General features: G+C 35.3%; 17 protein-coding genes. 1 reads left to right on the top strand and 16 read right to left on the bottom strand.

Annotation, left to right across the window (positions count from 1 at the left end):
- Position 1: 1 nt before the first annotated feature.
- The 4 genes from BFG57_RS09635 to BFG57_RS09650 form a co-directional block, all read right to left on the bottom strand.
- Positions 2–946: a thymidylate synthase gene (locus tag BFG57_RS09635; protein WP_069717266.1), complete on the bottom strand. Its 945-nt coding sequence runs from the start codon at positions 944–946 to the stop codon at positions 2–4.
- 234 nt (positions 947–1,180) lie between these two features.
- Complete coding sequence (locus tag BFG57_RS09640) at positions 1,181–2,383, bottom strand: MFS transporter (protein WP_069717267.1); 1,203 nt, start codon at positions 2,381–2,383, stop codon at positions 1,181–1,183.
- 65 nt (positions 2,384–2,448) lie between these two features.
- Positions 2,449–3,021 carry a DUF2087 domain-containing protein gene (locus BFG57_RS09645; protein WP_069717268.1) on the bottom strand — a complete coding sequence of 191 codons (573 nt, stop codon included), beginning with the start codon at positions 3,019–3,021 and terminating at the stop codon, positions 2,449–2,451.
- Positions 3,022–3,132: 111 nt separating this feature from the next.
- Positions 3,133–3,882: an N-acetylmuramoyl-L-alanine amidase gene (locus BFG57_RS09650; RefSeq protein ID WP_069717269.1), complete on the bottom strand. Its 750-nt coding sequence runs from the start codon at positions 3,880–3,882 to the stop codon at positions 3,133–3,135.
- Positions 3,883–4,056: 174 nt separating this feature from the next.
- Between BFG57_RS09650 and BFG57_RS09655 the strand changes: the two genes are divergently transcribed.
- Positions 4,057–4,614 (top strand): NYN domain-containing protein, encoded by a 558-nt coding sequence (locus BFG57_RS09655; RefSeq protein ID WP_069717270.1) that lies wholly within the window; start codon positions 4,057–4,059, stop codon positions 4,612–4,614.
- Positions 4,615–4,676: 62 nt separating this feature from the next.
- Here BFG57_RS09655 and yppF read toward each other — a convergent pair whose 3' ends face one another.
- From yppF to ilvD, 12 genes are all read right to left on the bottom strand, one after another.
- Entirely contained in the window at positions 4,677–4,853 is a 177-nt protein-coding gene (gene yppF / locus BFG57_RS18370; RefSeq protein ID WP_083249162.1) for a YppF family protein, read from the bottom strand.
- Between the two features lie 279 nt (positions 4,854–5,132).
- On the bottom strand, positions 5,133–5,819 hold the full coding sequence (locus tag BFG57_RS09660; protein ID WP_139125098.1) for a YpjP family protein: 687 nt from the start codon (positions 5,817–5,819) through the stop codon (positions 5,133–5,135).
- A 76-nt stretch (positions 5,820–5,895) separates the two neighbouring features.
- Complete coding sequence (locus BFG57_RS09665) at positions 5,896–6,963, bottom strand: phosphodiester glycosidase family protein (protein WP_069717272.1); 1,068 nt, start codon at positions 6,961–6,963, stop codon at positions 5,896–5,898.
- Positions 6,960–7,406, bottom strand: coding sequence for a hypothetical protein (locus BFG57_RS09670; RefSeq protein ID WP_069717273.1), 447 nt, complete (start codon positions 7,404–7,406; stop codon positions 6,960–6,962). Before BFG57_RS09670 ends, BFG57_RS09665 begins: the two co-directional genes overlap by 4 nt.
- A gap of 164 nt (positions 7,407–7,570) precedes the next feature.
- Complete coding sequence (locus BFG57_RS09675; RefSeq protein ID WP_069717274.1) at positions 7,571–8,812, bottom strand: stalk domain-containing protein; 1,242 nt, start codon at positions 8,810–8,812, stop codon at positions 7,571–7,573.
- Between the two features lie 66 nt (positions 8,813–8,878).
- Positions 8,879–9,133 (bottom strand): hypothetical protein, encoded by a 255-nt coding sequence (locus tag BFG57_RS09680; protein WP_069717275.1) that lies wholly within the window; start codon positions 9,131–9,133, stop codon positions 8,879–8,881.
- A gap of 64 nt (positions 9,134–9,197) precedes the next feature.
- On the bottom strand, positions 9,198–10,358 hold the full coding sequence (locus BFG57_RS09685) for an LL-diaminopimelate aminotransferase (protein ID WP_069717276.1): 1,161 nt from the start codon (positions 10,356–10,358) through the stop codon (positions 9,198–9,200).
- 137 nt (positions 10,359–10,495) lie between these two features.
- Complete coding sequence (locus BFG57_RS18375) at positions 10,496–10,633, bottom strand: YuzL family protein (protein ID WP_083249163.1); 138 nt, start codon at positions 10,631–10,633, stop codon at positions 10,496–10,498.
- A gap of 45 nt (positions 10,634–10,678) precedes the next feature.
- Positions 10,679–11,464: a class I SAM-dependent methyltransferase gene (locus BFG57_RS09690; RefSeq protein WP_069717277.1), complete on the bottom strand. Its 786-nt coding sequence runs from the start codon at positions 11,462–11,464 to the stop codon at positions 10,679–10,681.
- A gap of 28 nt (positions 11,465–11,492) precedes the next feature.
- Positions 11,493–12,413: a stalk domain-containing protein gene (locus BFG57_RS09695; RefSeq protein ID WP_245676731.1), complete on the bottom strand. Its 921-nt coding sequence runs from the start codon at positions 12,411–12,413 to the stop codon at positions 11,493–11,495.
- A 203-nt stretch (positions 12,414–12,616) separates the two neighbouring features.
- A complete protein-coding gene (locus BFG57_RS09700; protein ID WP_069717278.1) occupies positions 12,617–13,048 on the bottom strand; it encodes a BrxA/BrxB family bacilliredoxin in 432 nt (143 codons plus the stop codon).
- Between the two features lie 277 nt (positions 13,049–13,325).
- Entirely contained in the window at positions 13,326–15,008 is a 1,683-nt protein-coding gene (ilvD, locus tag BFG57_RS09705) for a dihydroxy-acid dehydratase (RefSeq protein ID WP_069717279.1), read from the bottom strand.
- Positions 15,009–15,277: the final 269 nt, after the last annotated feature.

A 15,277-nucleotide genomic window follows, 5' to 3' on the forward strand; every position in this document is an offset into this window, starting at 1 on the left:
ATCAAACTGCTACAGGGGCTTTTATCGGAGGATGTGGGTTATATCCTTCGATAATTATATCTTCCATTTCAAAATCAAATACAGATCGTACATCTGGATTCAACTTAAGTTTTGGAAGCTCACGTGGTTCCCTTGATAGCTGCGTCTGAATTTGTTCAATATGATTAGAATAGATATGCGCATCACCGATTGTATGAATAAAATCTCCAACATCAAGACCACATTCTTGTGCAACCAAATGTGTCAGTAACGCATAACTTGCAATGTTAAATGGAATTCCAAGGAAAATATCACCGCTACGTTGATAGAGTTGACAACTTAACTTCCCTTCACTTACATAGAATTGGAACAACGTATGACAAGGTGGTAAAGCCATTGAAGGAATGTCCTCTGGATTCCAAGCAGACACAATTAACCTACGAGAATTTGGGTTAGTCTTAATCATTTCAATAACGTCTTTTAACTGATCTAATGTTTCCCCACTCGCAGTCTTCCACGCTCTCCATTGCTTGCCATATACGTCACCAAGATACCCATATTTCTCAGAGAAAATATCATCTTCTAATATACGTTGCTTGAAAAGGTCCAATTCTTTTTGATAAAGAATATTGAAAGCTTCATCTTCCAAACTTCTTCTTCCAAAGTCAGTCATATCTGGTCCAGAATAATCATCACTTTCAATCCAATTTTTGAATGCCCATTCATTCCAAATATTATTGTTATGTTTTAACAAATAACGAATATTTGTATCCCCTTTAATAAACCATAACAATTCACTTGCTATTAATCGAAATGGAACACGTTTTGTTGTCATTAAAGGAAAACCTTTTTTTAAATCAAATCTCATTTGATGACCAAAATGACTTATTGTTCCTGTACCAGTCCGATCACCTTTATCCAAACCGTTTCTTAAAATATGTTCACAAAGCTGTGTATACTGCTTCATTCTCTCACCCTTCTTATTACTGGCTTCATTGCTAACAATCGTTTCATATAATCCTACCTATTATATCAAATCCACTAATAATATGTAGTTAAAAAGAGGGATAAAATCATTCCATTACAGCAATGCTATAAAAATGCTTCTGGAGTCTTGTAATGAACTTAAAAGCACACTAATACGACATTAGTGGATAGCAGTTAACAAACTTCCATATATATAAGAAAAATCTAATACAAACTAATTGGATACTTGCAAACGTTGATTCAATTTCACCAACACGATGATTCCAATACCAATAATAACAAACCAACAAGCAGCTAGAACTCCTAACACTCTCGGCTCCAAAACTTGCAATATACTTCCTGCAATAATCATGCATAACCCAAATAACGCATTGTTAAACATATGAAACAATCCAAATACGCTAGCTTGATCATCTTCTGGAATCTCCTTCATCATTATCGTATCGAAACAGGCAGTTCCAATTCCTCCTGCAAATGAAACGAATACAAACAATATCGCAGCTACAACAAGTGAATGTGTTTGACTAATTATTAATTGAAAAATTCCTTCTCCTATTAATCCATATGCACCTACTATAAATAGGTTCCGAATTAACTTCTCACCGTAAATGAATGTGAGTACAAGTCCTAATCCTAATGCTGAATAAAAGAGACCGATACCGAATTCTCCTGAGTTAAACTCATCAACGGCGTACACACTTATCAATACATTAAAGACTGCATCTGCAAATGGTACCGTTAACTCAATTAATAAAATTAATTTAAGCAGGGGTGATTTTACAACTAATTGAACAACAGATTTAAAGTGACCATAAAAAGTTTTCTTTCTCTTTTTTTCGTTAGAGTTTTTCAAGGACGTATTCTTAATTAGTATTCCTGCTACAAAAAATGAACATCCGTTTAAGAAAAATGTAATATCCATCCCGAAGAAATAAGATACTATCCCTCCAGAAAGAGAACCGATAATTAAAACAATTCCCATCATTACTTGTTCGAGAATATTTACTCTCGTTAATCTTTCTTTTGAAACAGTTGTAGCGATCAAAGATTTTCGGACTGGTTGATAAATGGCTTCACCAATTGCTAGAAAAAAGGTACTAACATATAGAATCCATATATCACTAGACGTATTTGCAAGTATATATGTTAATGCAAACACAATCCTAGCGAAATCAGTAAAAACAAGAATGCTTTTTTGAGAAAAGCGCTCTGTTAATGATCCTACAAATGGGCTAACAAAAAAAGCAGGGATCAGTTTTATTGCAAGTAGTAAACCTACCGCGAACCCAGAACCTGTCAATTGTAAAAGTAAGGCCAAAACAGCTACTTGGCTAAATCGATCACCAATACCGTTCACAATCCCTGCGACAAACAAATGTCGATATGACTTTTCTGTTCTCAATAATTCCATATACATCACACACACCACCTATTTTCACGTTATTCTAATTAGATATTTATCTAATTAGATATTTAAAAAAATTATACTTCTACTGGCCACATTTCTTTCGGATTACACATATACATACCTTCTTCTCGGTACATAAAATGGTTCATAATGAACTCTCTTCGGATAGTTGCATAATCTTCATAGAAACTTTGAATAAATGCATTTATCCCTGCTTCCGGGTATGTTTTACCTATTTCCAACTGTTGAATAAAGTGAGCTAAGACTAGAATTTTCTTTTTTTGTTGTGAAGGAAGTTGTTTTAACTTTCCATCAAGCGTAAGGAAATTTCGGACAATTTCATAATTTTCATTTCTTTTTAGAGATGGACGCTCTTGTTTATCTACAACTGATAAAATAGCTGTGGACATCAACTCTAGCTTTTTTTCGTCTAAATGGAAGTAGATTGTATTCTTCTCTCGCCGCTCTCTTATTAAACCCACCTCTCTTAATTTCCTTACATGGTGCGTAATAGTTGGTGGTTTCAAACCAAGTTTGCCAGCAATAGCTTGCCCATGCAATGGTCCTTGTTTTAATAGTGTAATAATTTTCACTCTATTAACATCTGCTAATGCCTTATGAAATGAAACCAACTTATCTAATTGCATTTCCCCACCCCTAATTCTATAATCATCTAATTAGATACTAATATAATTAGATTTCATTTACAACACCTAATTCCAAATTTCCCAATAAAAAAGTGCGTCATTAACACACTTTTAATCAAGTAATTGTAAATTATCTAATACAGTTGCTAATTCTGCTCTCGTTAATAATTGATCTGGTTTAAATAAGCCGTCTCCATACCCTTTCATAACTCCTTTATTTATTGCTTTCTCGATAGATTGCTTGGCCCAATGATTCTCATAATCAGATTGAGTAGGCTCCTTATAAGTTACATTGAAATAACGGCAAATTGCTCTTGCATTTGCTTTTGCAGATTGTAATCGAAATGAATTTGATTGTAATCTCTTTAAACCATTTCGACTCGTCATAAAATCATGTTCATGCAGGACTGCAACCATGTTCGTTTCACGAATAACATGGAAATTTGGCCAAGACACATTCGGAAGACATGCCTTAATGCCACTCCCGATAGGTGGTGTTCCAATAAGACGATTCATTTCCTCATTCAGAAATTGAGCTAGATGTTTACCTTCAGCAGATGTATGCCAGTAAAACGCCCAATGTCCTTCAACATTCTTATCCGAATTTGCATCTGCATGAATACTGAAAAACAAATCGGCATTTTTTTTGTTTGCTAGTTCAGTTCGAAATTGCAGCCCAACATCTTTTTGATAAGGAGGTTGAGTATAAAAAACTTCGAAACCATTAAACTCCAATTGCTTCTTCAGTTCTATCCCAACCGCGGCATTAAAGTGATGCTCTTCAAGACCAGGTACCCCTTTACTACCCGTTCGATTATACGTGTCCTCCCCATGCCCTATATCAATTGCAATTTTCTTCATTTTTTCACCTCCATTCATTTATACATATATGCTAATTCTTCTAAAAAGGCATGTAGAGTTTACCTATCTTAAATTCATTTAATATCAATTGATGCATTCGCATATACTCAATTATCAAGATAAGAACATAATTAGATTTGAAAATATTGAAGATTTGGGACTGGGGATGAGATTTTGATACAGAGAACAGGTGTATTTATTGATGGAGGATACTTAGATAACGTCCTCTTAAATTTTGGGAAAGCAAAGATCGATTATGAAAAACTAGCATTAAACATGTGTGGGAATGATGAACTATTACGCTGTTATTATTATCACTGTCTTCCTTACCTACCCCCTTCACCAACTGAAGAAGAACGAAAACAATTTTTTGGAGCACAGAAATTTTTTCGTACACTTAACCGTTTAAATAGCTTCAGTGTTCGTGAGGGTAAGCTTGCTTTTCGTGGTGAAGATCATCAAGGTCGTCCTATTTTTGAACAAAAAAGGGTAGACGTATTTCTTGCAACAGATCTTGTCCTACATAGCACGAAGCACCTTATTACACACGCTGTACTTTTAACGGGAGATAGTGATTTTCTACCATCATTAGAGATCGCCAAATCAGAAGGGGTTCATCTCTCATTATTTTACGGGGATTTTCCAGACACACTTCCGCATGATGAATTGTTAGATGTTGTTGATGAGAGGAAAATTATAAGTCAACATATGATTGATACGTGGAAAAGGTGAACATAATGTTCACCTTTTCTTCACGTTAATCGCTATATTTTTATTTTCAAAAAGTAAATCTACTACATATCAAGGATAACTTCATATTGTTCAAGTTCACGATATAAATTCCGGTATTCAACGATGTTTATGTCTCCACATACATATGCACGACGAATGAACCCTATAAGTTCTTTCGTATTTTCAGGTTTATTATTTTTCTCTTTCGTATAATGATCGATCAAATTTTCTAACGTCATGCCGTCTCCCCCCTGAAATTAATATATTATGATCATAGCACATAATTGTACTAGTAAATATTATTAGAATTTTTTAACTTTCGACAAGAATGTATACTAATTCCTTAATTCTATTATTTTTTAACATTTCCTCTTGTATTAATACACAATAAAAAAAGCCATCCTGATTACCTCAGAGTGGCTTTCCATTTTTAAACAATCTATTATAATTCTGTTGAACCATATGGTCTAGTCATCATTTTTCAAATGAAGAACTAGGAATCATATTCATTATACTTATTAGTTCATCCATTTTGGTGGCATATTTTTATCCCAATAGATCTTACCTAATTCATAATGCTCTAGGAACTGGTCTCTTGAATCATGATAATGAAAATTAAACCAATAACCTTCTTTTGGCGGGTTATCTCGGCGAACGTGAAAACGAATCAAATCTTCATTAGTTTCTGTATTGTATAAATGAAGGATCTTTTCCCCGTTACCTCCTGCTGGTCGTGTAGAGAGTGCTAATTGACGTAATACATCTTCATCCCATTCTTTTGCATAAGTTTCAATAACCTCTTCAATTTTGGGTAAAATGTTTTCATCAAAGTCAGTTCCGATTTCTTCATCAATTACCTTACCAAATTTTGTTTTTGCTTGTTGCTGTGCATGTTCGACTGCATATTCTGTAAAGGTTTCCTTCAGTTCTTCCTCAGAAACTGTTGCTGCAACATCCTTCCAAGTGAGTTGCTTATGTTGTTTACTCTCTTCTTCACTTTCTTCTTTACTCTCTTCTTGTTCCTTCGCTACGGATTTCTCAATTATGAATGATTCTTCTGTTTTAATTTGTTCAGATGTTTCATCAATAACATCACGGTCTTTTGCATGTGTGTTGTCGACGATCAAATAATCTGGTGGTGTGACGAGTCCGAATGTTGCTACAGTAATAAAGATAACTAAAGCTTTCCGTAACCAAAGTGACAACTTTCTCTCCTCCTTTTTCATTTTCCCTCTTATTATTCCTGTCTAACAAAACATATTTAATAGATTTCAAGAGATCCTACTTCATGATCACAATGTTTGATGTAACTGGTCTCTCTCTTCCATCTGACGGTCGATTCAAAATCTTACCATTATAGTAGAATGCACTCGAACCACCACCGTCTAAGTTAAATGCATCTTTCACTTTAAAACTTAAAAGTTTGTCCTGAATCTCTTCAAGTGTTATCCCCTTACTCCATCCTTCTCTTCGTCCATCTATAACGATAAATAAAAGTTCACCATTTGAGAAATTACCGACGATTGTCCTTGGATGACGAGTATTTGCCCATTTTGCTGGAATAGACATCTTTTTACCATCTTGTAGTAGCGTAGGAACAAAACTTGCCCCTTGTAATATATTACGATCCTTAACCTGATTAGGTTTCGTAATTTTTCCGCCAACTAAATGTCCTTGTGTGTTAAAGCCAACAAATGATAGAGCTGGATTCTCATAAAACGTTTTTATTTTTCCATCAACTACTGTAATACCCATCGGTGCAATTTGACCATTTGTTTTCCAAAATCCTCCTGCATTAACTGCAAGAATTGCATTAGAGCGTTTTGCTGCTGAACTCGTAATTTCACCGTTACTAACTACTTTATCATGAGCCAAGAGCATTTTCAGTGCATCTTGTGATTTCACACGAACTTTTGCCATATAACCACGGTAACCTGCTTCTACAAGTGAGTATACTTTCACTGTAGAATTTGCACCATCTGATACACCAATTGGTTCGCCTAACAAGTTAGATAAGATTTGCTCTAATACGACATCTGACTTATTCGTTTGTTCCTTACTTTGTGCTACAAGGTCGTTCAATTGCTTCTCTTGTGTTTCAAGCAGTTCTTGTTCTTTTTTGACTTTTTTCAAAATACTATCTATTTCTTCTTTCGTACTAATTGTTATTTTTGTGGTGGTAGAAAGTTCATCATTAATCGTCTTTACCGATGTACTAGTTTCTTTAATAGGTAAGACAGCTGCTTCAATTTCAAAAGAATGAACTGGATTTGTTTGAAGAAAGGCAAAATAAAATCCAATTACAGGTGCAGCTACGAAAAGAAAAAATATATTTATCCCCTTTATCATTTCGAAGCATCCTCTAACCTAGCAATTGATTTTCTCAATTCTTCAAGTTGTTTATCCAATGCTACCATTCTCTCTTGTAATGCTGATTTTGTCTTATCCGTACCGTTTAATGATTCGCCAGTTAAAGCTAAATCTTCTTGTATGAAAACAAGCTCACTCTTTACGTTCAACATCTCTTCATGAACTGAGCTAAGCTGTTTATTTAACGTTTCAACTTGCTTTTCATTTGTAGCTTCAATTTCAGAGATTCGATCATTTAAGTACGTTTGACTTTTCTCAATATACTGATTGGCAATGAAATAACCCCCATATACGAGAGCAGCCCACACGATAATTGAGACAGAAAAGAGGATGATTCTCTTTTTCTTTTGGATGTTTTTTCGTGGTGGTATTGTTGTTTGTTCTGTTTCTGTTGAATGGGTAGACTCAATAGAACCCGCCATTTCTTTTTCCCCTTTCAGTCAACTAAAATTGCGAAAAAACGAATTAAACCTTCTTCCTTCTAGTATACTTGTTTTTTTGTTTTTCCACATACAAAACTCGACTAATCTAACAAATAGTCGAGTTTCTATAATAGATTCGAATCATGATCAGATCTTATGGTGGTTTAACGAGTCAGTTGTTCAATCTGCTCCATCTCTTCAGAACTCACTTGATTTAACAACCAAAATGCAACGCCTTTTACTTTATATCGCTTTGCAAGATTAACTTTTTCTATCATCGTCTCATCCGTTTCATGAACAAGATTGATACCAAGTAGGAGCTTGTCTTTTGGAATAAAATTTAACGTTTGCTCCAAACCTTCTTCTACCATATTCAATGGTTCTGGTTGAGTTGTTCCTACTGGAATATAATCATATGACATTAATATAATCGTATCTGCAAGAGTAGATAATGTCTCATAATCATAGTTATTAAAATAATTATTAAGAGGGTATACAGCAATTGCTAATTCCTTATTTATTTTATTCAGCTCAGTTGAAAGACGTTTTACAAAATCCGTATACTTCTCTTTATATACATTAGCACTTGAATCAAATTCTTCAAAATCTAGCAGTACCCCTGTCAATTGATGTTCTTTTACTAGATCAATCATTTCTTCAATTGCATCGTCTTGCTTATTTTGATCATCTAAAAATGCCTTGATACGGTTCATCTGCAATGCAGCAACCATTAAATATCCATCATTTCCAATTTCAACACCTGAACGGATAATCTCATCTGCTGTTGCATCTGGATGATCTTCTGGCCAGAAGAACTCGTTATAATTATCTTCATCGTTATCTTCAATTCCGATGTTTAATGTCCCCTCATTGGATATACTCGACCACATATATGCCATGCCATCAAATTTGGGAACTAGGTTTCGATAATTAAAAGCACCTAATCCATAAAAAGACATTGTATACAAATTTACCTCTTCTGATTGTATCGAAATCGTACTTGTTTCATTATTCCATTGCACATTTGCACCGAATGCTTCACTGAAAAAACGTAGTGGGATTAACGTGTGACCATTATTTATATAAGCAGCACTATCAAGCTCATAAGCTTGTCCATCAATATAACCTTGTTTTTCACCAATCGTTAATTCAACTTGCATCCCATTACTAGTTGCTACGATCTTTCGTTCAGAATTAATCCAAGTTACTGTTATGTCCATTGCCTCAGCAATTACACGAAAAGGAACGAAAGTTCGATTTTCACTTGAGATTTCTGGAGAAGTTGGAAAATCAATCTGCTCATTATTAACATAGATCTTTATTTGATCATTCGCTTCTGCCTGGGTTTGAATTGAAGGAATCAATACAAACACTAAAATTGAAATAAAAGCTATTAGTCTCTTCATCTCTTATGCCCCTACTATATTTATTTTCACTACTCATAATAACACCTTCAAAAACTTATCGTATTATTATGAATTCGAGATCTCGTCAATTTTTCGATACACATATGCTTTCGCTTCGTTTAAACACTCAATTGCTGCAATGTTATTAGGCAACTGGTTATACGCTTCTTCAACAAGTGATATTAACGTATCATCTTTTGAATCACGTACGACATCAAGCACTAGCTGCCCAATCCTTTCAGTTTCAAAGTCATTTTTGAGTTGTGTTTGAAATTCTAATACAACCTCACCTAATAGTTGCCAGCGTTGTTGTTCTCCCATTTCCCCTCATCCTCCAGTAAATTCATTACATTGTTTTCCATTATTAATATACCATAAAATCATTCTATGAAAATAGATCACTTGTACCTATGCGCTTTACCACTTCATGTAACCGGTTTTCAGGTTGGACAAGTGCAATACGTACAAATCCTTCACCGTATTGACCAAAGGCATTACCAGGTGTTGTAACAACACCACATTTATCAATTAACTGATATGCAAACGATTGAGATGTAAACCCTTCTGGAATTTCAGCCCAAACAAACATCGTTGCCTCAGATAACTCTACATTCCATCCAACTTTTTGTAGACCAGATACTAAAACATCCCGCCTTTTTTCATACAATCTACAATTCTCATTAAGAAATACATCGCCCTCACGCAAAGCCTTAATTGCAGCATGTTGTATAGGTGCAAATACACCGTAATCGAGATTAGATTTTAATTTTTTTAACGCCTCTACAATGCTTTCATTTCCAACAAGGTAACCAATCCGACACCCTGCCATGTTGAAATTCTTTGAAAGTGAATGAAATTCTACTGCTACATCCTTTGCTCCATCAAATTCGAAAATACTTATTGGGGATTTTTCACCAAATACTAAATCAGCATATGCTAGATCATGAACGATGATAATTCCATATTTTTTAGCAAAAGATATTGCTTTTTCATAAAAACACCGATTCGCTAATACTGGGACTGGATTTCCTGGAAAATTCAGAAACATCATTTTTGTTCGTTTTGCGACTTTTTCTGGTATCTCATCAAACTGTGGTAAAAACTGATGTTCTTTTTTTAAAGGCATAGATACCATCTCTGCGCCTGACATTTTCACTCCAGCACTGTAAGCTGTATATCCAGGATCTGTAACTAGTATAACATCTCCCTCTTCTGCTAAAACCATTGGTAAATGTACTAAACCGTCTTGTGAACCCATTAATTGGACGATCTCCAGCGCTGGATTAAGTTCAACACTAAATTTTCGTTTCATATAATTTGCAGCTGATTGATAGAACTCATTAAGGCCAGTTAAAGTATAACCATATGAATTTTCATTTTGTACCCATTTAGCCATTTCATCACGAATCCATATTGGCGGTGGTAGATCAGGGCTACCAATGCTCAAGTCTATCAAATCTAACCCCTCTGCTATTTTTTCAGCTTTATAATCCGCAAGTTCACTAAAAATGCTAGTTGGAAATGATTTTGCTAATTTTGAAAACATAATCCCGCCTCCGCCATTCAATCTCATCCTTATTTTAACATATGAAGCAAAAGATTAAACTTTCAATCTATTACACTCATATAAAAATACAAGCATAAGAAAGGCCAGTACGATTTACTGACTTTTCTTATGCTTGCCTAGTTTTTAAAACCACGTTGTTTTTTACGACTACTATCTACTTCATACTTTCCAGTTTCTTCGTTTGTTGTTCCTTGTCCTTCTATATTTGGTGAACTTAACCCTGCTTTTGATGGGTCCTGTTTACGCTTTCCCATATGTGAACACCTCCCTGTTTGTTAAGGTATCCACGTTATTTGATGTTATTCATTAACTTCTAACACTCCGAAATGAATAGAGGATGTCTTACGTTTTTGCTGGACAAATCCAAATTGTTCAAACCTACTACTTCTATAATGGTCTTTTAGAACAACACGTTTACGTGCGACTCTTTTTGCTTGGTTAATGATTTCATTCGTAATAGGCTCATAAAATGCAACTTGTTTAATTGCTTTTATTCCATCTGATTCAATCGCACCAGCTGTAAACATCGGATCAAAATACACAACATCAAAACTATTATCATCAAGTTCCTGTAGATAGTTGTGATAATTGGCATTCACAACGTTTACTCTCCTCATCGCATTCTCTATCTCAATAACATTGGATTCATAAGTTTGTAAACCATGCTGAACGAGAAATGCGAGCAACGGATGAACCTCTAATGAACGAACATATCCACTTTCTCCTACACTATGACTAGCAACAATACTATCTGCACCAAGACCCAATGTACAATCTATTATACTCATTCCTTCAGACAGCCCCGTAGCAACTACGAAAGAATCGAGTTCTCCCTTTAATAATCGTTTCAACCGAAACATCGCTCCATTTGGATGAAAAAAAACAGGTTCACCCCCACCTAACGGGTACCACGTATAACGTTTTTTTCCGATGACAAGGATGTCCGCCTCATATTGATTCATGAGTGCTTCAATTGAATGTGTACCTCTTACAATTGGTTGTGCATTGAGAAGCTTTGCTGTCCGATAAACCTCTTCATTTAAGGTTGAATTCCCTTTTCCTGCAGTCGTTATCACTACGTTCATATACGATTACTCCTTCATTGCTATAAAACTATTTAACATCTCTTTGTTGCTTTGAAAAAAGCTGTGTATAATATGTACGATAATTATTGTCTGCCTCATAATATCCAATACCGATTCGAGTAAAGTCCTCATTTAGAATATTTTCCCTATGACCCTGACTTTTCATCCAACCATTTGTCACTTCTACAGCTGATGAATATCCTGCTGCGATATTTTCTCCTGCTGCAATGTATTCAATATTAAATTGCTTCATCATCTCAAACGGCGATCCATATGTTGGTGAAGTATGGTCAAAATATGATTTATTATACATATCAGCTGACTTTATTTGCGCTACTTTTGATACATTCACATCAAGAATGAAGGGCTTCAAACCTTGCTTAACACGCTCCTTATTTGTTAAAAAGAATATCTCCTTCTCAATCTCTTTCAACTTAAAAAAATCACCTTCCATTACATACTGTTGAGTTGAATCTTTTGGTTTTATCGTTGGATTACTTTTCAAATATACAGCGTTTTCATTTTCCTTCCAAATAACATCATAACCGAATGATTCTGTTGCTGAGCGTAACGGAATAAAGGTACGACCTCTTTTCACTTTTGCTGAAGTATCAATCATCTCAATATATTGTTTGTTGTAGTTATTCTCATAAAACTGTTTATACGTATACGGAGAATTAATGCGATATAAAATGCTCGTTTTCGCATTTCCCTGTTCTTTTGTACTATAAATTTGCTCAGTTTCTGGATTCCATTTTAGTTCAGCTCCCATACTTTCTTGTACAGCTCGAACTGGTAATAAAACTCGTCCGTCTTCTAATAAAGGTTTTTCATCTTGAAATAGTATTAGCTGATTATCGATATAAACGTTTATTTCTTCTGCGAAACTAATACTTGTACCAAAAATCATTAAAAATATGACACTAACAATTGTAACTAATTTCTTCATGATGTGAGAATCCTCCCTGCCTTAGTTAAAATGCTTTGCCTAACAAAAGCCTATAACAAGAATTCTTCAAACACAATACAACCTTTGTCCTTTATTCAATAATTCAAATTATCCTTATTAGAAAAATGACACTCTTTCAAACTTATAAATGCATAATTTTATCAAAATAAAAAAGCGCTTGGATTATTCCTAGCGCTTAAAGATTAGCAATGTGTATTATAGGCCTTATTCAGGTTCTCAACAATCTCACTAATTTCATGGCCTTCAATTTCATGTCGTGGTATGAAGTGTACAACTTCTTTTCCTTTGAGAATAGCCATTGATGGAGAAGATGGTTCGATTCCTGTAAAGTATTCACGCATTCTCATTGTAGCCTCTTTGTCTTGACCAGCAAATACTGTTACGTATTGATCAGGTTTCTTATCAAGTGTACGTGAATGAATTGCAGCTGGTCGAGCAAGCCCTGCAGCGCAACCACATACTGAATTCACTACAACCAAAGTCGTTCCTTCTACATTTTCCATAAAATCCACGACTTCTTCACTGCTAGTTAATTCAGAAAAATCAGCTTGTGTAAGCTCTTCACGCATTGGTTTTACAACCTGTTTCATATATTCATCATAAGCATTGTACATATAATGACCTCCACATTCATATTTCAATAAAAAATATACTATAGTCATAGTGTTAACGCAAACAGTTACATTCAGTTTCCTATTAAATAATAATGTATATACTCAAATTATAGAATACATCTATTCTAAATTCTTTTTCTAAATATCCTTCAAGTCAAGTTATGTACACTCATTTTCAAATTAACATAACTATATGAACTTGATACTCTTAATTATGAGGAATATCCTCATAATGAAACAACCCCTGTGACAAATAAAAAATCACAGAGGTTTAATCTTAATCAGTAACTGCACCTTTTGAAGCTGATGAAACAAGTCGTGTATACTTACCCAAAACACCACGAAGGTTTTGTTCAGGTGCCTTCCATTCATTTCTGCGACGTTCCATCTCTTCAGGTGATACATCTACACTTAATTCATAATTTTCACTATCTATCGTTACGAGATCTCCTTCTTGTAACAAGCCGATTGGACCACCTACTTGTGCTTCAGGAGCAACATGACCTACTACAAGACCATGCGTACCACCTGAGAAGCGCCCGTCAGTTATAAGCCCAACAGAATGACCTAGCCCTTTACCAACTAAGATTGCTGTTAAAGACAACATTTCCGGCATCCCAGGACCGCCCTTTGGTCCTTCGAAACGAATAACGACTACATCACCAGCTTGTACTTTATCATCCAAAACAGCTTTCGTTGCTTCTTCTTCTGAATCAAAAACTTTTGCTGGTCCAGTGATATTCGTTGTTTTCAAACCACTTATTTTTGCAACAGCACCCTCTGGAGCAAGGTTTCCTCTTAAAATAACGAGTGGACCATCCTTACGCTTCGGCTTATCAATTGGCGTGATAATTGTCTGACCTTCAGTTAAGTCTGATGCTTGCTCAAGATTCTCAGCGACCGTTTTTCCTGTTACGGTTAAACAATCACCATGAATGAAGCCTTCCTTATTTAGAAGTTTCATGACTGCTTCAACGCCACCGATACGATGTAAGTCTTGCATGACATATTTTCCACTCGGTTTCAAGTCCGCAATGTGTGGCACTTTCTTTTGAAGGCGTTCAAAATCTTCAAGTGTTAAGTCAATATCAACAGAATGAGCCATTGCAAGTAAATGTAAAACCGCATTCGTTGAACCACCAAGCGCCAATACAACAGTGATCGCATTTTCAAACGCCTTTTTCGTCATAATATCTCGAGGTCGAATATCTCGCTCAAGCAAATGATAAACTGCAGCACCTGCTTTCGCACAATCATCCTGTTTATAATCAGATTCTGCTGGATTCGAAGCACTTGCAGGTAGACTCATACCCATTGCTTCAATTGCTGATGCCATCGTATTCGCTGTATACATACCACCACATGAACCTGCACCAGGACATGCATGACATTCAACTTCATGAAGCCCTTCACGATCAATTGTACCGCTATTATATTGTCCGACACCTTCAAATGCAGAAACAATATCTATATCTTCTCCCTTTAGATTACCTGGAGAAATGGTTCCTCCGTATACGAACACCGCTGGTAAATTCATACGACCAATCGCGATCATACAACCAGGCATGTTTTTATCACATCCACCAATTGCTACAACACCGTCTAGGTTTTCAGCGCCAACAACCGTTTCGATTGAATCAGCAATTACGTCACGGCTTGGAAGAGAAAAACGCATTCCTTCTGTTCCCATCGAAATGCCATCAGAAACTGTAATCGTATTAAAAATCATTGGTGCTGCACCAGCTTCTTTAGCTCCTGCTTTCGCACGGCGAGCCAACTCATCAATATGAATATTGCAAGGAGTTACTTCACTCCATGTACTAGCAATACCAACCATTGGTTTTTTGAAATCTTCATCTGTAAATCCAACCGCTCGAAGCATTGCTCGATTGGGAACACGCGCTTCCCCTTCACTAATCACCTTACTCCGAATACGTAGATCTCTTTTCTCTTCTGCCATCATTCATCCCCCTAATAGTTAGTTCGCTTCAATAGATTGCCAATAAAATTTAATTAAACATTTGCTCTGTTTGGCAATTCGAAAAAAGTATTTTTAAACACTATAAATCTTTTTTTATATGATTTCAATATTTTTAGAAAAATCATTTTATTCAATCTTTTAAGTAATCGCTTACAATTCTGCAAGATCCATTTTATACATATATACTTTCTTTCATATCATTAATAATACTTATTCTACAACATACTCTTTTCTCCACTTCGAAACCG

The sequence above is a fragment of the Bacillus solimangrovi genome, from assembly GCF_001742425.1.
GTDB classification, from domain to species: domain Bacteria; phylum Bacillota; class Bacilli; order Bacillales; family Bacillaceae_N; genus Bacillus_AV; species Bacillus_AV solimangrovi.